Genomic DNA, 17,260 nt, shown 5'->3' with positions numbered 1-17,260 from the left:
GGTGCGGGCCGCGATTGCTGCACGCCGAGAGTTCTGACTAGATTGACCTCTCACCGTCTCCACCCCTCCACCCGAAGGACATGACGCACGTGGCCTTGCCCCCGCTCACCCCCGAACAGCGCCAGGCGGCCCTCGACAAGGCCGCCGCCTCCCGTCGGGAACGGGCCGAGGTGAAGAACCGCCTCAAGAACTCCGGCGGGTCCATCGTCGACGTCCTGCGCGAGGGCCAGGAGAACGAGGTCATCGGCAAGATGCGCGTGGTCGACCTGCTGCAGTCGATGCCCGGCCTCGGCAAGGTCCGGGCGCGTCAGGTGATGGAGCGGCTCGGCATCGCCGAGAGCCGCCGCGTGCGGGGTCTCGGCACCAAGCAGGTGGCCGCGCTCGAGCGCGAGTTCGCCGGGCGTGACTGACCCGGAGCGCCGCTCCCGGCTCGTCGTCCTCGCCGGCCCCACCGCCGTCGGCAAGGGCACCGTCGCGGCGGCGGTGCGCGAGTCGCACCCCGAGGTCTGGATCAGCGTCTCCGCCACCACCCGCAAGCCGCGGCCGGGGGAGGTCAACGGTGTCCACTACTGGTTCGTCTCCGACGAGGAGTTCGACCGGATGATCGCCGAGGACGACCTGCTGGAGTGGGCGGTGGTGCACAAGGCGGCCCGCTACGGCACGCCGCGGCAGCCGGTCGACCTGGCGCTGGCCTCGGGACGGCCCGCGATGCTCGAGATCGACCTCCAGGGCGCCCGGCAGGTCCGCGAGACGATGCCGGACGCGCTGTTCGTCTTCCTGGCGCCGCCGTCGTGGGAGGAGCTGGTCCGCAGGCTGGTCGGCCGCGGCACCGAGACCGAGGAGGAGCGCGAGCGCCGCCTCGAGACCGCCCGCGAGGAGCTGGCCGCCGAGCAGGAGTTCGACGTGACGATCGTCAACCACGAAGTTCACGCTGCAGCCGAGCAGTTGGTAACCTTGATGACGGTGGGAGAAGAGCGTCCTCCGCTCCGCCCCTCCGAATCCTGATCCGACCCCTACTGACCCAGCGAGGCTTCACGCGTGTCTGCCCCCAACATCGCCGCCGAGGGTGTCACCAACCCCTCGATCGACGACCTGCTCACCAAGACCGACAGCAAGTACAAGCTGGTCCTCTACAGCGCCAAGCGCGCCCGGCAGATCAACGCCTACTACTCCCAGCTCGGCGAGGGCCTGCTGGAGTACGTCGGCCCGCTCGTCGACACCCACGTCCAGGAGAAGCCGCTCTCGATCGCGCTGCGCGAGATCAACGAGGACCTGCTGACCTGCGAGGACATCGACCCCGCCGAGCTCGCCGCCGAGGAGGCCGCCGCCAAGGCCGCCACGCTCGAGCAGTCGTTCAGCTCGCCGGAGTGACCCAGCTCTGACAGGCTTGACCGCATGACCAGCAACGACCACGTGGCCGTTCCCCGAGCCGGGGGGCGGCCTCGTGTCGTCCTCGGGGTCTCCGGCGGGATCGCGGCGTACAAGGCCTGTGAGCTGCTGCGCCGCTTCACCGAGTCCGGCCACGACGTCACGGTGGTGCCCACCGCCGCCGCCCTGGAGTTCGTCGGCGCGCCCACCTGGGCGGCGCTGTCGGGCAAGCCGGTGGCGACCGACGTGTGGAGCGACGTGCACGAGGTGCCGCACGTGCGGATCGGGCAGACCGCCGACCTGGTCGTGGTGGCGCCGGCGACGGCGGACCTGATGGCCAAGGCCGCGCACGGCCTGGCCGACGACCTGCTCACCAACACCCTGCTGACCGCGCGCTGCCCGGTGGTGCTCGCCCCGGCGATGCACACCGAGATGTGGGAGCACGCCGCGACCCGCGCCAACGTGGCCACCCTGCGCTCGCGCGGGTGCGTCGTCATCGAGCCGGCCGAGGGCCGCCTCACCGGCAAGGACACCGGCAAGGGGCGGCTGCCCGACCCGGCCGAGATCTTCGAGGCCTGCACCGAGGTGCTGGCCCGCGGCGCCGCCGCGTCCGACCTGGCGGGCCGCACCGTCGTCGTCTCCGCCGGCGGCACCCGCGAGTACCTCGACCCGGTCCGGTTCCTCGGCAACCGCTCCTCGGGGTTGCAGGGCTACGCCCTGGCCAGGGCCGCGGCCGCCCGCGGCGCGGAGGTCACGCTGGTCAGCGCCAACGTGTCGCTGGCCGACCCGGCCGGGGTCAAGGTGGTGCGGGTGGAGACGACCGCCCAGCTCCGGGAGGAGGTCGTCTCGGCGGCCGCCACCGCCGACGCCGTCGTGATGGCCGCCGCCCCCGCCGACTTCCGGCCGACCACCGTCAGCGACGCCAAGATCAAGAAGGCCGCCGACGGGTCGGCTCCCGCGATCGAGCTGGCCCAGAACCCCGACATCCTGCGCGAGATCAGCACCGACCGGGCCCGGCCCGGCTCGGTGGTGGTCGGCTTCGCAGCCGAGACCGGAGACGACACCGGCTCGGTCCTCGAGCTCGGGCGGGCCAAGCTCGCGCGCAAGGGCTGCGACCTGCTGGTCGTCAACGACGTGAGCGGGGGAGCGGTCTTCGGCAGCCCCGACAACGAGGCCGTGATCCTCGGCGCGGACGGTGCGGCCGTCGAGGTGCCGCACGGATCGAAGTCGGCCCTGGCGCATGTCATTTGGGACGAAGTGGCCCGCAGGCTGCAAGATTGAGACGTTCGTCCCGCGTTTCGGGACGATCGATATCGTTGCGGTATCGCCATCGAACGGGAGTGGGTTAGCACTGTGCCTGGACGTCTCTTCACGTCGGAGTCGGTGACCGAGGGTCACCCGGACAAGATCGCCGACCAGATCAGCGACTCGGTTCTCGACGCGATGCTCGCGCAGGACCCGGCCAGCCGCGTCGCCGTGGAGACGCTGCTCACCACGGGCCTCGTGGTCGTGGCCGGCGAGGTCGACACCACCGGCTACGTCGACATCAAGAAGGTCGTGCGCGAGCGGATCCTCGAGATCGGCTACGACTCGTCGCTCAAGGGGTTCGACGGCCACTCGTGCGGCGTCATGGTGGCCATCGGCGGCCAGTCCGGCGACATCGCCCAGGGCGTCGACACCGGCCACGAGAGCCGCACCGGCTCCGTGGACGCGATGGACAAGCAGGGCGCCGGTGACCAGGGCCTGATGTTCGGCTACGCGTGCGACGACACCGACGTGCTCATGCCGCTGCCGATCGTGATCGCGCAGCGTCTCTCCGAGCGCCTCTCGGAGGTCCGCAAGGACAAGACGCTGGAGTACCTCCGGCCCGACGGCAAGACCCAGGTCACCATCGAGTACGACGCCGAGAACCGCCCGGTCCGCATCGACACCGTCGTGCTCTCCACCCAGCACGCCGAGGAGATCGAGCTCGGCACCCTCGAGGACGACGTGAAGAAGCACGTCATCGACCCGGTGCTGGAGACCTTCGAGATCCCCTCCGAGGGCTACCGGCTGCTGGTGAACCCCACCGGCCGCTTCGTCGTCGGCGGTCCGATGGGCGACGCCGGCCTGACCGGCCGCAAGATCATCGTCGACACCTACGGCGGCATGGCCCGCCACGGCGGCGGTGCCTTCTCCGGCAAGGACCCGTCGAAGGTGGACCGGTCCGCGGCGTACGCCATGCGCTGGGTGGCCAAGAACGTCGTGGCCTCCGGGCTGGCCCGCCGCTGCGAGGCGCAGGTGGCCTACGCCATCGGCAAGGCCCAGCCGGTCGGTGTGTTCATCGAGACCTTCGGCACCGGCTCGGTCCCCGACGAGCAGATCCAGCGGGCGGTGCTCGAGGTCTTCGACCTGCGCCCCGCCGCGATCATCCGCGACCTCGACCTGCTGCGTCCGATCTACGCCCGCACCGCGGCGTACGGCCACTTCGGCCGCGAGCTCCCCGAGTTCACCTGGGAGCGCACCGACCGCGCCGAGGCGCTGCGCGCCGCTGCGGGTCGCTGAGGGCGGCACTTTTCACCGGCCGGCCGGTGGAACCGGCACTTGTCAGGTGGTGCGCCCTGACAAGTGCCGGTTTGCCTGACCGGTCCGCCGCTCGTCGCCGTCAGGAGCCCGATGTCGCCCCCCGACCCGTCGGCGCCCGCTGGTAGAACTGCGCCCATGACCGACCCCGAGGAGCAGCCCGAGCTGCTGCCCGGGATGGTCCGGGCGAGCGTCAAGGCGTCCCAGGCCAAGGCGCGCGCCACCCGGGCCCGGAAGGCCGCCGAGCAGGCCATCACCGAGGTCGACCCCGTCGCGCGGGTGCTCGTCGACGTCCAGCTGGCCCACCTCGACCGCCCGTTCGACTACGCCGTCCCGGCGGCGATGGCCGAGGCCGCCCGTCCCGGCACCCGGGTCAAGGTCCGCTTCGCCGGCCAGGACGTGGACGGGTACGTCGTCGCGCGCGCCGCCGAGTCCGACCACCCGGGCCGGCTGGCCCCGCTTCGCCGGGTGGTGAGCCCCGAGCAGGTGCTGACCCCCGAGGTGGCCGGGCTCACCGCCGACCTGGCCGCGCGCTACGCCGGTGCCCGGGCCGACGTGCTCCGCCTGGCCGTCCCGCCCCGCCACGCGACCACCGAGAAGCAGCCCTCGGCGCCCGCTCCGGAGCCCCGCCCCTGGGACCGGGCCGCCGCGGCCGCCGCCTGGGCCGGACACGAGCCCGCCGCTGCGTTCCTGCACCACCTCGCCGAGGGCGGCAGCCCGCGTGCCGTCTGGTCGGTCGCGCCCGCCACCGACTGGCCGCTCGCGCTGGCCCACGCCGCCGCGGCGACGTACTCCGCCGGCCGCGGTGTGCTGCTCTGCGTCCCGGACGGCAAGGACGCCGCCCGGGTCGACCGGGCGCTCACGCAGGTGCTCGGCGAGGGCCACCACGTCCTGCTGGCCGCCGACAGCGGGCCCGCGGCGCGCTACCGCGACTTCCTGGCCCTCAGCCGCGGCGCCCGCCGGGTCGTGGTCGGCACCCGCGCGGCCGCCCTGGCCCCGGTGCGCGACCTCGGCCTGGTCGTGGTGTGGGACGACGGGGACGACCTCCACGCCGAGCCCCGCGCGCCGTACCCCCACACCCGCGAGACGCTGCTGCTGCGGGCCGAGCGGGAGGGTGCCGCCGCCCTGGTCGGCGGGTTCGCGCGCACGGTCGAGGCGGAGTACCTCCTCCGGACGGGCTGGGCCCGCGAGCTCGCCCCACCGCGCGGCGTCCTCCGCGAGCGCGTCACCGTCGGTGTGGCCGGCGCGTCCGACCTCGACCTCGCCCGCGACCCGCTGGCGCGCGCGTCGCGCGTCCCCCGGCAGGTCCACGACGCCATCCGGGCCGGGCTGCTGCACGGTCCCGTCCTGGTGCAGACCCCGCGGACCGGGTACGCCGCCGCGCTGGCCTGCGAGCGCTGCCGGACCCCGGCCCGGTGCGCGTCCTGCACCGGGCCGCTGGCGCTGACCGGCGCGACCACCCCGCCGTCCTGCCGCTGGTGCGGGACGGCGGCGGAGGAGTGGCGCTGCCCGGAGTGCGGCCACCGGGGGCTGCGCGCGCCGGTCCTCGGCGACGCCAGGACGGCCGAGGAGCTGGGCAGGTCCTTCCCCGCGGTCCGGGTCCGCACGTCCAGCGGTGACCGCGTGCTCAGCGACGTCGACGACGCCCCGGCCATCGTGGTGGCCACGCCGGGGGCCGAGCCGGTGGCGCCCGGCGGCTACCCCGCCGTCGTGCTGCTCGACACCTGGCTGCTGCTCGGCCGGACCGACCTGCGCACCGACGAGGAGGCCCTGCGCCGGTGGAGCAACGCCGCCGGCCTGGTCCGCGCGGGCGGCACGGTCATCGCGGTCGGTGACCCGGCCCATCCGGCGCTGCAGGCGCTGGTGCGCTGGGACCCGGCCGGCTTCGCGGCCCGGGAGATGCAGGAGCGTCAGGAAGCCCACCTGCCGCCGGCCAGCCGGATCGCGACCGTCACCGGTGAGCCGGGCGCCGTCGACGACGCCCTGACCCTGCTGTCGCCGCCGCCGGGGGCGGAGGTCCTCGGGCCGGTGGACGTCGAGGAGGGGGAGTGCCGGGTGGTGGTCCGGGTCCCGCGGGCCCAGGGGAGCGCGCTGTCCAGGGCCCTGGGCGACCTGCAGCGGATGCGCTCGGCCCGCAAGCTCACCGCGGTGCGGATCCAGGTGGACCCCCCGACGCTGTGACGGATGGCTCCCTAGACTGTCCATCGCATCCCCCAGTGCAAGGAGTCCCGTGGCCGTCCAGCCCATCCGTCTCTTCGGCGATCCCGTCCTGCGCAAGCCCGCGATCGAGGTCGTCGACTTCGACAAGGAGCTGCGCAAGCTCATCGCCGACCTCACCGACACGATGCTCGAGGCGCCCGGTGCGGGCCTCGCGGCCCCGCAGATCGGTGTCGGGCTCCGGGCCTTCACCTGGAACGTCGACGGCGAGGTCGGCCACCTCGTCAACCCGCGTCTCGAGCTCTCCGAGGAGGTCCAGGACGGCCCGGAGGGCTGCCTGTCGATCCCCGGGCTCACCATCGACTGCCGCCGCGCACTGCGCGTGGTCGCCCACGGCTTCGACATGTACGGCGAGCCGGTGACGATCAGCGGCTCCGACTACCTCGCCCGCGCCATCCAGCACGAGACCGACCACCTCGACGGCGTCCTGTTCGTCGACCGGCTCGACCCCGAGGCGCGCAAGGCCGCCATGAAGGCGATCCGCGACTCGGACTGGTTCGGCCTGGAGAAGCCCACCGTGAAGGTGTCGCCGCACGCGACCCGCGGGCTCGGGTTCTGACGGGGCTCGACCTGATGCGCCTCGTCTTCGCCGGCACCCCCGAGGTGGCCGTGCCCTCGCTGGACGCCCTCGCCGACTCCCGCCACGAGCTCGTCGGTGTCGTCACCCGTCCCGACGCGCCCGCCGGGCGCGGTCGCAAGCTGGTCGCGAGCCCGGTCGGGCAGCGCGCCGAGGAGCTCGGCATCCCGGTCCTCACGCCCGACCACCCGCGGGACCCCGGGTTCCAGTCCGCCCTGCGCGAGCTGGCGCCCGACTGCTGCCCGGTGGTGGCGTACGGCGCGCTGCTGCCCCAGTCGGCCCTCGACATCCCGGTGCACGGCTGGGTCAACCTCCACTTCTCGGTGCTGCCGTCCTGGCGTGGCGCCGCCCCGGTGCAGCACTCGCTGTGGGCCGGTGACGAGGTCACCGGTGCCACGACGTTCCGGATCGTGAAGGAGCTCGACGCGGGCCCGACCTTCGGCGTGATGACCGAGCGGATCCGCCCCCGCGACACCGCGGGCAACCTGCTGGCCCGGTTGGCCGAGGGCGGGGCGGGGCTGCTCGTCGCCACCCTCGACGGCATCGAGGACGGCATGCTCGAGGCCCGGCCGCAGCAGGCCGACGGGGTCAGCTTCGCCCCGAAGATCACCGTGGACGACGCCCGCGTCGACTGGACCGAGCCCGCGGTGGCGGTGGACCGGCGGATCCGCGCCTGCACCCCGGCCCCCGGCGCCTGGTCGACCCACGAGGACCAGCGGATCAAGGTCGGCCCGGTCACGCCGGACGGCGACCTCGAGCCGCTGCCACCCGGCGTCCTCCACGTCACCAAGAACGCGGTCCACGTCGGCACCGGAACCTGCCCCGTCCGGCTGGGCGAGGTCAAGGCTTTCGGGAAGAAGCAGATGGCCGCTGCCGACTGGGCGCGGGGTGTGCGGCTCGACACAGGTTCACGTTTCGCATGATCGGTGTGCTGGCTCCCGTTACCGTCGAGAGCATGACTCGCCGGGCCCGCGCCGACGACATCCACGAGATCTGCATGTCTCTGCCGGAGGTCGAGCTCGGCACGTCCTGGGGCGACCGGCCGACGTACAAGGTGCGCGGCAAGGGCTTCCTGCTCTACCGGGCCCCGCACCGGACCGCCGTCGACCCGGCGACGGGTGAGATGTACGACGACCTGCTCGTCATCACCGTCCCGTCCACGGCCGAGAAGGAGGCGCTCGTCCAGGACGTGCGGCTGCCGTTCTTCACCATCGACCACTTCCGCGGCTACGACGCCGTGCTCGTGCAGCAGTCCCGCCTCGGGGAGATCGACCGCGACGAGCTGGTCGAGATCATCACCGACGCCTGGGCGGCCAAGGCGCCCAAGGCCCTCGCCAGGAAGTTCCTCGATGGCTGACGTGCCCACCCGGACCGGTCGCACCGCCTCCCGCTCGGGGCCGGCGAAGGCGGGCGTCGACCCGGCCCGGCTGGCCGCGCTGGACGTGCTCAAGGCCGTCCGCGTCGACCAGGCCTACACCAACCTCGTGCTGCCCGCCGTCCTCAAGCACCACGGCCTGAGCGGGCGTGACGCGGCGTTCGTCACCGAGCTCGCCTCCGGGACGATCCGCTGGCGCGGCACCTACGACGCCATCCTCGCGGCCTGCGTGGACCGGCCGCTGAGCAAGGTGGAGGCCAAGGTCCTCGACGCGCTGCGGCTGGGCACCCACCAGCTGCTCTCGATGCGGGTCCCGTCGCACGCCGCCATCAGCACCACCGTGGACCTGGTCAGGGCCAAGGTCAGCTCGGGAGCGGCCGGCTTCGCCAACGCCGTCCTGCGCCGGGTCGCCGAGCAGGAACTCGAGGAGTGGATCGGCCGGGTGGCCCCGGATCCGCGGGTCGCACCGGTGCGCTTCGCCTCGATCGCGTACAGCCACCCGCAGTGGGTCGTCGAGGAGCTGCGCATCGCGGTGGGCTGGAACGAGCTCCACGACCTGCTCGCCGCCGACAACGAGCCGCCCAAGGTCACCCTGGTGGCGCGCCCGGGACGCGCGACCCGGGAGGAGCTGCCCGGCGAGCCGACGCCGTGGTCGCCGTACGGCGTGGTCCTGGAGGGCGGCGACCCGGGGTCGGTCCCGGCGGTGGCCGAGGGCCGTGCGGGCGTGCAGGACGAGGGTTCGCAGCTGGTCGCGATGGCGCTCGCCGCCGCGCCGGTCGAGGGCGAGGACCGGACCTGGCTCGACCTATGCGCCGGGCCGGGCGGCAAGGCGGCGCTGCTGGCGGCGCTGGCCTCGCGCCGCGGTGCGCGCCTGGTCGCGGGGGAGCGGCAGCCGCACCGGGCCCGTCTGGTGTCCCGCTCGCTCGCGGGCGCCGAGGGCGTCCTTGGAGTGCTGGCCGCCGACGGCACGGCCCCACCCTGGCGGGCGGACACCTTCGACCGGGTGCTCGTGGACGCGCCGTGCACGGGGCTGGGTGCGCTGCGCCGCCGGCCCGAGGCGCGCTGGCGGCGCAAGGCCGACGACCTGCTCGCCCTGGTCCTGCTGCAGCGGTCTCTGCTCGGCTCCGCCCTCGACCTGGTCCGGCCGGGCGGCGTGGTGCTCTACGCGACCTGCTCGCCGGTCCTCGCCGAGACCCAGGGCGTCGTCGCCTCGATCCTGCAGACCCGTTCCGACGTCACCCTGGAGGACGCCACCACGCTGCTGCCCGGCGTGCCGAACTGCGTCGGCCCCACCCCGGGGACGGTCCAGCTGTGGCCGCACCGGCACGGCACCGACGCGATGTTCATGGCGCTGCTGCGCAAGGCTGATCGCTAGTCGTCGATCACATGCCGCAGGTAGCGCTGCGGTGCCGCCAGGTAGGCCCGCCAGTGCTGCACCAGCTCCAGCTGCTCCCACGTCGTGGGCCGCAGCCCCCACTCGCCGACCTCGAGGATCGTGGCCCCGGGCATCGCCGCGAGCACGGGGGAGTGGGTGGCGCACAGGACCTGCCCGCCGGCGGACACGACGCCGTGCAGCACGGACACGAGGCCGAGGACCGACGAGAACGACAAGGCGGCCTCGGGCTCGTCGAGGCAGTAGAAGCCCGGCGCGTCGAAGCGGCGCTCGAGGAGCTCGAGGAACGACTCGCCGTGGCTCATCCGGTGGTACGCGGCGTCCTGCTTGCCGGGGTTGTCCTCGAGGTAGCTGTAGAACCCGTGCATCGTCTCCGCCCGCAGGAAGAACCCCCACCGCGCGGCACCGATGCCGCGCTGCAGCCGGAGCGCGTCCGCGAGCGGCGACTCGGTGGCGCGGGTCGCGTGCTGGCTGCCGGTGGACCCGCCCTCGGGGGCCATCCCGTAGGCGGTGGCCACGGCCTCGACCAGCGTCGACTTGCCCGAGCCGTTCTCGCCGACCAGGAAGGTCACCCCCTTCGGCAGGTCGAGCCCCTCGCGGGCCAGCTGGGCCACGGCAGGGATCGTCATCGGCCACCCCCTCGGCGGGAGGGTGCGCTCGGGATCCACCGACACCCGGACGACCGGCGGCTGGTCGAAGTCCATGTCCGCACCGTACGACCGTCCACCCCCTAGATTGACCGCATGCCCGCCAAGCCGCCTGCCGTGGAGATCGAGGTGGACGACCGGGTGGTCCGGGTGAGCAACCCGGACCGGGTCTACTTCCCCGACTCGGGCGCGACCAAGCTGGACCTCGTCGAGTACTACCTCGCGGTCGGCCCCGGCATCGTCAACGCCCTCTTCGAGCGGCCGTGCATGCTGCACCGCTTCCCCAAGGGGCTGGCCGGTGACAAGGTCCACCAGAAGCGGCTGCCGGCCGGTGCCCCGCCGTGGGTGGAGACGGTGCAGCTGCACTTCCCGCGCTGGAACCGGACCGCCGACGAGCTGTGCGTCACCGAGCTGGGCAGCGTGATCTGGGCGGTGCAGATGTCCACGGTGGAGTTCCACCCGTGGAACAGCCGCCGCGACGACACCGAGAAGCCCGACGAGTGGCGCATCGACCTCGACCCCGGGCCCGCCTGCGACTTCGCCACCGTCCAGCGGGTCGCGCAGGTGGCGCGCGAGGTCCTCGACGAGCTGGGGGCGACCGGGTTCCCCAAGACCAGCGGCAGCAAGGGGCTGCACGTCTACGTCCGCATCCCGCCCGACCACGGGTTCAAGGACGTACGCCGCGCCGCGCTCGCGTTCGCCCGCGAGGTCGAGCGGCGCGCACCCGACGACGTGACGACCACCTGGTGGAAGAAGGACCGCGAGCCGCACCACCTGTTCGTGGACTACAACCAGAACGCCCGCGACCACACCATCGCGGCGGCGTACTCCGTCCGGGGCCTGCCCGACGCCCGGGTCTCCACCCCGATCCGCTGGGACGAGGTGGACTCGGTCGACCCGCGCGACTTCACCATCTTCACGGTGCCGCAGCGCTTCGCCGAGATCGGCGACCTGCACGCCGACATCGATGACCACGTCTTCGACATCGCCCCGCTGCTGGAGTGGGCCGAGCGCGACGAGCGGGCCGGTGCGGAGCCTCCGGCCGACCCCGATGGGCGGGCCTGACGCGGGGCCCTAGGATCGTGCCCCGTGGGTATCCAGATCACGCCGAGCATCCTGAACGCCGACTTCGCCGACCTCGGGGCGGAGGTGGCCCGGATCGGCAGCGCCGACTGGGTGCACGTCGACGTGATGGACAACCACTTCGTCCCGAACCTCACCTTCGGTCCCACTATGGTCGAGGCCCTGGCCCGGTCGACGGACACCCCGCTGGACGCCCACCTGATGATCGAGGACCCCGACCGCAACGCGCTGGCGTACGTCGAGGCCGGCTGCGGGTCGGTGACCTTCCACGTCGAGGCGGCCAAGGCCCCCGTGCGCCTGGCCCGCGAGATCCGCTCCCACGGCGCCCGCGCCAGCATGGCGCTCAAGCCGGCCACCCCGATCGAGCCCTACGAGGACCTGCTGCCCGAGCTCGACATGCTGCTCGTGATGACCGTCGAGCCCGGGTTCGGCGGCCAGAAGTTCCTGGACCTGTGCCTGCCCAAGATCCGCCGGGCCCGCCAGCTGATGGACAAGCACGGCGTCGAGACCTGGCTGCAGGTCGACGGAGGCGTCTCGCTGGAGACGATCGAACGCTGCGCGGAGGCCGGCGCCGACGTCTTCGTGGCCGGCTCCGCGGTCTACTCCGCCGACGACCCCGACCGGATGGTCTCCGAGCTGCGCGCCCGGGCCGAGGCCGTCACCCGCTAGGTCGAGTCGGCGCAACCTCGCCGCCAAAACGGGTCGAGTCGGCGCAACCTCGCTGCTGGAACGGGTCGAGTCGGCGCAACCTCGCTGCTGGAACGGGTCGAGTCGGCGCAACCTCGTCGGTGCTCGGGGGATCATGGGCTGTGCGCCGTACGCCGCTGGTCCTCCTCGAGGCCGGGAACCTCGCGTCCGGCGTCGGCAACGGCGTGGCGATCGTGGTGCTGCCCTGGCTGGTCCTCGACATCACCGGCAGCGCGTCGGCCGCTGGAGCGGTCGCCGCGGCCACGCTGCTCCCGCTGCTGGTCGCCAGCCTGTTCGTCGGCACCATCGTCGACATGGTCGGTCGCAAGCGGGTGGCGATCCTCTCCGACGTGCTCAGCGGTGTCAGCGTCGCGGCCATCCCGTTGCTCGGGCTGCTCGACCAGCTGAACGCCGCGTGGCTGATCGCCCTGGCCGTGGTCGGTGCCGGCCTCGACCCGGCCGGCTACACCGCACGCGAGGCGATGCTCCCCGGGGCCGCGACGGCTGCCGGCTGGGCGTGGGACCGGGCCAACGCCGTCCACGAGGCGGTCTTCGGCGTCGCCTACCTCCTCGGGCCCGGCCTCGGCGGCCTCCTGATCGGCCTGGTCGGCCCGCAGTCCGCGCTGTGGGGCACGGCCGCCGGCTTCGGCCTCGCGGTCACCTGCACCGTGCTGCTCCGGGTGCCCGGGTCGGGCCGGCCGGCCCACCACGAACGTCCCGGCAGCGTCTGGCGCGGCACCGCCGAGGGGCTGGTCTTCGTGTGGCGGCAGCCGCTGCTGCGCGACACGACCCTGCTGTGCTGCCTGCTGGTGTCGGCGTACCTCCCGTTCGAGTCGGTGATCCTGCCCGTCCACTTCACCGCGCTGGGCAGCCCCGGCCAGCTCGGCCTGGTCGTCACTGCCATGAGCGGCGGCGGGGTGGTCGGCTCGCTGTGCCACCCCTGGTTCGTCGACCGGTGGGGCCGGCACCGGGTCTTCGTCATCAGCGTGATCACCGCGTGCCTCGCCCTGCTGGGCCTGGCGGCGCTCCCGCCGCTTGGTGCCATGATCTGCCTCGCGACGCTGACGGGACTGTTCTGGGGACCGGTCCAGCCGATCCTCAACCTGGCGATGCAGGTCCTCACGCCCGAGCCGATGCGCGGTCGCGTGATCGGCGTGATCACGTCCGCGACGTACGCCGCGGGGCCGCTGGGGCTCGTCCTCGCCGGTCCCGCCGTGGACGCCTTCGGCCTGCTGGCCACCTCCCTCACGCTCGCCACGATCGTGCTGGCCGCGGCCTTCCTGACCCTGCTGCCGAAGACCCTGCTCCAGCTCGACGAGCTCCGGGAGCCGGAGGCGGAGCACGTCGTCCAGGCCGCGGTGCCCACACCCCACCCGTCCCACGTCGCCACGCCGCCGCCGGACCCCGACGAGTCCTGAGCGGCCGGGCTGTGGGCCACCTCACCGCTGCCTGCGCGCGGCCCTGTGGCAAACTGGACCCGACGAGTTCAATTACTCGCGTGCTCTGGGGTCGGTGCAATTCCGAGCCGGCGGTGACTGGTCGAAGCTTTTCGCCCAGAAGTCCGCGACCCGGTCACAGCCAGTGACCGGTTGACCAGGTGGAAATCCTGGACCGACGGTCAAAGTCCGGATGGGAAGCGCACGCAGGTAGGTGACCCGCAGTCCGTCCGTGACGGGCGAGCGCGTGGCACCCGCCGTCGCCCCGGAGTCCGCGACCGGACCGGAGGGGCCAGATGAGCAGCAGCTGCGCCGAGGAGCGCGCGATGCGTCGCGCCCTCGAGCTCGCGCAGACCCCGGGCGTGCCGCGAGGTCCGAACCCCCGGGTCGGCTGCGTGCTCCTCGACGATGACGGCCGCACCGTCTCCGAGGGGTTCCACCGGGGGGCGGGCACCGGTCACGCGGAGGTCGACGCCCTGTCCCGGGCGGGTACGGCGGCCCGCGGCGCTACCGCGGTCGTCACCCTCGAGCCGTGCAACCACACCGGCCGCACCGGTCCGTGCGCGCAGGCACTCGTCGCCGCCGGCGTACGCCGCGTGGTCTTCGCCCAGGCCGACCCCAACCCGGTCGCGGCCGGTGGGAGAGAGACCCTGGCGGCTGCGGGCATCGAGGTCGTGGGCGGTCTCCTGGCCGACGAGGCACGCGCGGTCAACCGCAGCTGGACGTTCGCCGTCGAGCACCGACGGCCGTTCGTGACCTGGAAGTTCGCCGCGACCCTCGACGGGCGCAGTGCCGCCGCCGACGGCACCAGCCGGTGGGTCTCGAGCACCGCTGCACGCCGCGACACCCACCGCTTGCGGGGACTCTGCGACACGATGCTGGTGGGCACCAACACCATCGAGGTCGACGACCCGCTCCTGACGGTCCGCGACGAGCACGACCGGCCGCTGCCGCAGCAGCCCCTGCGCGCGGTCATGGGGGAGCGTGACCTCGACCCCGGTCGCCGGGTCTTCGACGCGTCGCTGGCCGGTGGAGCGGCGACGGTGCGCCTGCGCACCCGCGACCCGCATGCCGCGTTGACCGAGCTGTTCGCCCTCGACCGTCAGCACGTCTTCCTGGAGGGCGGCCCGACGCTGGCCGCCGCGTTCCTCCGCGCAGGCGTGGTCGACGAGATCGTCGCCTACGTCGCGCCGATGCTCCTCGGCAGCGGCCGCAACGCCGTCGCGGACCTCGGGATCGGCACCATCTCCGACGCCCTGCGCCCGGACGTCGTCGACGTCACGGTCCTGCCTGCCCTGGACGGCGAGCAGCCCAACGTCCGTATCACCATGACCCCCACCCACGAAGGAGCCTGATGTTCACCGGAATCGTCGAGGAGCTCGGGACCGTCGAGGCGGTCGAGGACCAGGGTGACGCCATCCGGCTCACGATCCGGGCCGCCACCGTGCTCGAGGACGCCGGGCTCGGCGACTCGATCGCGGTCAACGGCTGCTGCCTGACCGTCGCGTCGCGCACCGCCGACACCTGGACCGCCGACGTGATGCAGGAGACCCTCGACAAGACCAGCCTGTACGGCGTCTCCCCGGGGGACCGGGTCAACCTCGAGCGGGCCGTGACCGCCGACAAGCGTCTGGGCGGCCACATCGTCCAGGGCCACGTGGACGGGGTCGGCACGATCGTCGGCCGGACCCCCAGCGAGCACTGGGAGGTCGTCGAGATCGCCCTGCCCCCCGGACTCGCCCACCACCTGGTCGACAAGGGCTCCATCACCGTCGACGGCGTCAGCCTCACCGTGGTGTCGGCCGGCGAGGCCAGCTTCACCGTGAGCCTGATCCCCGAGACCCTGGCGCGCACGACGCTCGGCTTCCGGCAGTCCGGGGACCGGGTCAACCTCGAGACCGACGTGATCGCCAAGCACGTGGAGAAGCTGGTCACGAGCGGCTATCTCGAGCGGTTCCTCGCGGCCCGTGAGCGGAAGGACGCCTGATGCTCGACTGGCTGCTGCACGGCACCATCCCCGTGGGCGACTCCGGCCTCTCGGTGCGCGAGGTCGTCGGCAACCTGTTCGGGCTCGCCAGCGCCCTGCTGGGCATGCGGCGCCGGGTCTGGGCCTGGCCGGTGGGGCTGGTCGGCAACGTCCTGCTGTTCACGGTCTTCGTGAGCGGCGAGCTGAGCGGCCAGACCGGTGGCGAGCCGCTCTGGGGCCAGGCCGGGCGTCAGATCATGTTCGCGGTCGCCGGCCTCTACGGCTGGTGGCGCTGGTCGCGAACCCGCGACGCGGTCGACGGCGGTGCGATCGAGCCCCGGTGGGCGACCGGCCCCGAGCGCGCGCTGCTCCTCGTCCTCGCGGTCGTGGGGTACGCCGCGGCGTACGAGCTGCTGCAGCGCATCGGGTCGTGGAACCCCACCACCGAGGCCTGGATCCTCGCCGGGTCGCTGCTGGCGACCTACGGCATGGCGCGCGGCTGGGTGGAGTTCTGGCTGGTGTGGATCGCCGTGGACGCCGTGGGCGTGACGACGCTCGTCCAGGCCGGCTACTACCCGACCGCCGGCATGTACCTGTTCTACGGCGGCTTCTGCGTCGTCGGCCTCGCCGCCTGGTGGCGGCACACCCGTACGGCGGCCGCCGAGGTCGCCCCCCTCGAAGGAGCACACGCATGAGCGAGAAGGTCCGCCTGGACACCGTCGAGCGGGCGATCGCCGACATCGCGGCCGGCAGGGCCGTGGTCGTCGTGGACGACGAGGACCGCGAGAACGAGGGCGACATCATCTTCGCGGCCAGCAAGGCCACGCCGGAGCTGATGGCGTTCACGATCCGCTACAGCAGTGGCGTCATCTGCGTGCCGATGCCCGCCGACATGCTGGACCGGCTCGAGATCCCCTTGATGACCCCGCACAACAAGGACAAGCTGCGCACGGCGTACACGATCTCGGTCGACGCGCGCGACGGCGTCAGCACGGGGATCAGCGCTGCCGACCGGGCGCACACGGTCCGGGTGCTCGCGGACTCCGCCACCGAGCCGTGGGAGATCACCCGGCCCGGGCACGTGTTCCCCCTGCGCTACCGCGAGGGCGGCGTGCTGGTCCGGCGCGGCCACACCGAGGCGGCGGTCGACCTGGCGAAGCTCGCCGGCCTGACGCCCGCGGGCGTGCTCGTGGAGGTCGTGAACGACGACGGCACCATGAAGCGCGGTCCCGAGCTGCGCGAGTTCGCCGACGAGCACGGGCTCGCGATGATCTCCATCGACGACCTGGTCCGCTACCGCCGCCGCCACGAGAACCTCGTGGAGCGGGTCGCCGAGACCCGGCTGCCCACGCGCCACGGCGACTTCACGGCGTACGGCTACCGCATCACCGTCGACGGCTCCGAGCACATCGCGCTGGTCCACGGCGACGTGTCGGGGGACGAGCCGGTGCTGACGCGGGTGCACTCCGAGTGCCTGACCGGCGACGTCTTCGGCAGCCACCGGTGCGACTGCGGCCCGCAGCTCGACGAGGCGCTGCAGCGCATCGTCGCCGAGGGCAGGGGAGTCGTCGTCTACCTGCGGGGCCACGAGGGCCGCGGCATCGGGCTGGTCGCCAAGCTGCAGGCCTACCAGCTCCAGGACGGCGGCCGCGACACCGTCGACGCCAACCTCGACCTCGGGCTGCCCGCCGACGCCCGCCACTACGGCACCGCCACCCAGGTGCTGCGCGACCTCGGCATCGGCCAGGTGCGGCTGCTGACCAACAACCCCGACAAGGTGAGCAACCTCGAGGACTTCGGCATCGCCGTGGCCGAGCGGATCCCGCTCACCCCGCACCCGAACGACCACAACCTCGCCTACCTGCTGACCAAGCGGGACCGGATGGGCCACGTGCTGCCCGACCTGACCGGGACCGCGACCGACGACCTGACCGTGAACGGAGCCTGAC

18 protein-coding genes and 1 riboswitch are annotated in these 17,260 nt (G+C 73.2%); of the genes, 17 read left to right on the top strand and 1 reads right to left on the bottom strand.

The genetic code is table 11. From position 1 onward, the window contains the following. Positions 1-89: 89 nt before the first annotated feature. The 10 genes from mihF to ACFO9I_RS16780 all read left to right on the top strand — a co-directional run bounded on the left by mihF (position 90) and on the right by ACFO9I_RS16780 (position 9,474). Positions 90-410 carry an integration host factor, actinobacterial type gene (gene mihF / locus ACFO9I_RS16825; protein WP_379183649.1) on the top strand — a complete coding sequence of 107 codons (321 nt, stop codon included), beginning with the start codon at positions 90-92 and terminating at the stop codon, positions 408-410. Then, complete coding sequence (gmk, locus tag ACFO9I_RS16820; RefSeq protein ID WP_379182905.1) at positions 403-1,005, top strand: guanylate kinase; 603 nt, start codon at positions 403-405, stop codon at positions 1,003-1,005. The genes mihF and gmk overlap by 8 nt, the downstream gene beginning before the upstream one ends. Positions 1,006-1,038: 33 nt before the next feature. Beyond that, positions 1,039-1,371 (top strand): DNA-directed RNA polymerase subunit omega, encoded by a 333-nt coding sequence (gene rpoZ, locus ACFO9I_RS16815; protein ID WP_379182903.1) that lies wholly within the window; start codon positions 1,039-1,041, stop codon positions 1,369-1,371. Between the two features lie 24 nt (positions 1,372-1,395). Further along, entirely contained in the window at positions 1,396-2,649 is a 1,254-nt protein-coding gene (gene coaBC / locus ACFO9I_RS16810) for a bifunctional phosphopantothenoylcysteine decarboxylase/phosphopantothenate--cysteine ligase CoaBC (protein WP_379182901.1), read from the top strand. A 72-nt stretch (positions 2,650-2,721) separates the two neighbouring features. Beyond that, positions 2,722-3,912 (top strand): methionine adenosyltransferase, encoded by a 1,191-nt coding sequence (gene metK / locus ACFO9I_RS16805; protein WP_379182899.1) that lies wholly within the window; start codon positions 2,722-2,724, stop codon positions 3,910-3,912. A 156-nt stretch (positions 3,913-4,068) separates the two neighbouring features. Beyond that, positions 4,069-6,111, top strand: coding sequence for a primosomal protein N' (locus ACFO9I_RS16800; protein ID WP_379182897.1), 2,043 nt, complete (start codon positions 4,069-4,071; stop codon positions 6,109-6,111). 49 nt (positions 6,112-6,160) lie between these two features. Further along, positions 6,161-6,706: a peptide deformylase gene (def, locus tag ACFO9I_RS16795; RefSeq protein WP_379182895.1), complete on the top strand. Its 546-nt coding sequence runs from the start codon at positions 6,161-6,163 to the stop codon at positions 6,704-6,706. Between the two features lie 14 nt (positions 6,707-6,720). Beyond that, positions 6,721-7,647 carry a methionyl-tRNA formyltransferase gene (fmt, locus tag ACFO9I_RS16790; protein WP_379182893.1) on the top strand — a complete coding sequence of 309 codons (927 nt, stop codon included), beginning with the start codon at positions 6,721-6,723 and terminating at the stop codon, positions 7,645-7,647. Between the two features lie 32 nt (positions 7,648-7,679). Continuing rightward, positions 7,680-8,081 carry an MmcQ/YjbR family DNA-binding protein gene (locus ACFO9I_RS16785; RefSeq protein WP_379182891.1) on the top strand — a complete coding sequence of 134 codons (402 nt, stop codon included), beginning with the start codon at positions 7,680-7,682 and terminating at the stop codon, positions 8,079-8,081. After that, complete coding sequence (locus ACFO9I_RS16780; protein WP_379182889.1) at positions 8,074-9,474, top strand: RsmB/NOP family class I SAM-dependent RNA methyltransferase; 1,401 nt, start codon at positions 8,074-8,076, stop codon at positions 9,472-9,474. The genes ACFO9I_RS16785 and ACFO9I_RS16780 overlap by 8 nt, the downstream gene beginning before the upstream one ends. On the opposite strand, the gene ACFO9I_RS16775 is transcribed toward ACFO9I_RS16780, so the two are convergent. Continuing rightward, complete coding sequence (locus ACFO9I_RS16775; protein WP_379182887.1) at positions 9,471-10,196, bottom strand: AAA family ATPase; 726 nt, start codon at positions 10,194-10,196, stop codon at positions 9,471-9,473. The genes ACFO9I_RS16780 and ACFO9I_RS16775 overlap by 4 nt on opposite strands. A 39-nt stretch (positions 10,197-10,235) precedes the next feature. Here ACFO9I_RS16775 and ligD point away from each other — a divergent pair, with 39 nt between their 5' ends. The 7 genes from ligD (at position 10,236) to ACFO9I_RS16740 (ending at position 17,259) form a co-directional block, all read left to right on the top strand. Next, entirely contained in the window at positions 10,236-11,204 is a 969-nt protein-coding gene (gene ligD, locus ACFO9I_RS16770) for a non-homologous end-joining DNA ligase (RefSeq protein WP_379182885.1), read from the top strand. 24 nt (positions 11,205-11,228) lie between these two features. Beyond that, the gene (gene rpe, locus ACFO9I_RS16765; RefSeq protein ID WP_379182883.1) at positions 11,229-11,891 is read left to right on the top strand and encodes a ribulose-phosphate 3-epimerase; all 663 of its coding nucleotides are present in this window, start codon (positions 11,229-11,231) and stop codon (positions 11,889-11,891) included. Positions 11,892-12,031: 140 nt separating this feature from the next. After that, entirely contained in the window at positions 12,032-13,327 is a 1,296-nt protein-coding gene (locus ACFO9I_RS16760) for an MFS transporter (RefSeq protein ID WP_379182881.1), read from the top strand. A gap of 76 nt (positions 13,328-13,403) precedes the next feature. After that, positions 13,404-13,555, top strand: a riboswitch (FMN riboswitch). An 86-nt stretch (positions 13,556-13,641) separates the two neighbouring features. Then, positions 13,642-14,700, top strand: a complete 1,059-nt coding sequence (gene ribD / locus ACFO9I_RS16755) for a bifunctional diaminohydroxyphosphoribosylaminopyrimidine deaminase/5-amino-6-(5-phosphoribosylamino)uracil reductase RibD (RefSeq protein ID WP_379182879.1) — start codon at positions 13,642-13,644, stop codon at positions 14,698-14,700. Continuing rightward, positions 14,700-15,332, top strand: a complete 633-nt coding sequence (locus ACFO9I_RS16750) for a riboflavin synthase (RefSeq protein WP_379182877.1) — start codon at positions 14,700-14,702, stop codon at positions 15,330-15,332. The genes ribD and ACFO9I_RS16750 overlap by 1 nt, the downstream gene beginning before the upstream one ends. Beyond that, complete coding sequence (pnuC, locus tag ACFO9I_RS16745) at positions 15,332-16,006, top strand: nicotinamide riboside transporter PnuC (protein ID WP_379182875.1); 675 nt, start codon at positions 15,332-15,334, stop codon at positions 16,004-16,006. Before ACFO9I_RS16750 ends, pnuC begins: the two co-directional genes overlap by 1 nt. Further along, positions 16,003-17,259, top strand: a complete 1,257-nt coding sequence (locus tag ACFO9I_RS16740) for a bifunctional 3,4-dihydroxy-2-butanone-4-phosphate synthase/GTP cyclohydrolase II (protein WP_379182873.1) — start codon at positions 16,003-16,005, stop codon at positions 17,257-17,259. Before pnuC ends, ACFO9I_RS16740 begins: the two co-directional genes overlap by 4 nt. The last annotated feature ends 1 nt before the right edge of the window (position 17,260 follow it).

Origin of the sequence: Nocardioides sp. GCM10023255 (assembly GCF_042653125.1) — a bacterium.
In the GTDB taxonomy this organism is placed as follows: domain Bacteria; phylum Actinomycetota; class Actinomycetes; order Propionibacteriales; family Nocardioidaceae; genus Nocardioides.
The sequence above is the reverse complement of the archived record's forward strand: the minus strand, read 5'-3'. Positions and strand labels throughout refer to the sequence as shown.

Excerpts from the sequence above, each read along its gene's own strand:
- fmt (WP_379182893.1), top strand. The coding sequence starts at position 6,721 with ATGCGCCTCGTCTTCGCCGGCACCCCCGAGGTGGCCGTGCCCTCGCTG.
- ligD (WP_379182885.1), top strand. The coding sequence starts at position 10,236 with ATGCCCGCCAAGCCGCCTGCCGTGGAGATCGAGGTGGACGACCGGGTG.
- ACFO9I_RS16740 (WP_379182873.1), top strand. The coding sequence starts at position 16,003 with ATGAGCGAGAAGGTCCGCCTGGACACCGTCGAGCGGGCGATCGCCGAC.
- ACFO9I_RS16785 (WP_379182891.1), top strand. The coding sequence starts at position 7,680 with ATGACTCGCCGGGCCCGCGCCGACGACATCCACGAGATCTGCATGTCT.
- pnuC (WP_379182875.1), top strand. The coding sequence starts at position 15,332 with ATGCTCGACTGGCTGCTGCACGGCACCATCCCCGTGGGCGACTCCGGC.
- coaBC (WP_379182901.1), top strand. The coding sequence starts at position 1,396 with ATGACCAGCAACGACCACGTGGCCGTTCCCCGAGCCGGGGGGCGGCCT.
- ACFO9I_RS16780 (WP_379182889.1), top strand. The coding sequence starts at position 8,074 with ATGGCTGACGTGCCCACCCGGACCGGTCGCACCGCCTCCCGCTCGGGG.
- ACFO9I_RS16775 (WP_379182887.1), bottom strand. The coding sequence starts at position 10,196 with ATGGACTTCGACCAGCCGCCGGTCGTCCGGGTGTCGGTGGATCCCGAG.
- ACFO9I_RS16750 (WP_379182877.1), top strand. The coding sequence starts at position 14,700 with ATGTTCACCGGAATCGTCGAGGAGCTCGGGACCGTCGAGGCGGTCGAG.
- ribD (WP_379182879.1), top strand. The coding sequence starts at position 13,642 with ATGAGCAGCAGCTGCGCCGAGGAGCGCGCGATGCGTCGCGCCCTCGAG.
- ACFO9I_RS16800 (WP_379182897.1), top strand. The coding sequence starts at position 4,069 with ATGACCGACCCCGAGGAGCAGCCCGAGCTGCTGCCCGGGATGGTCCGG.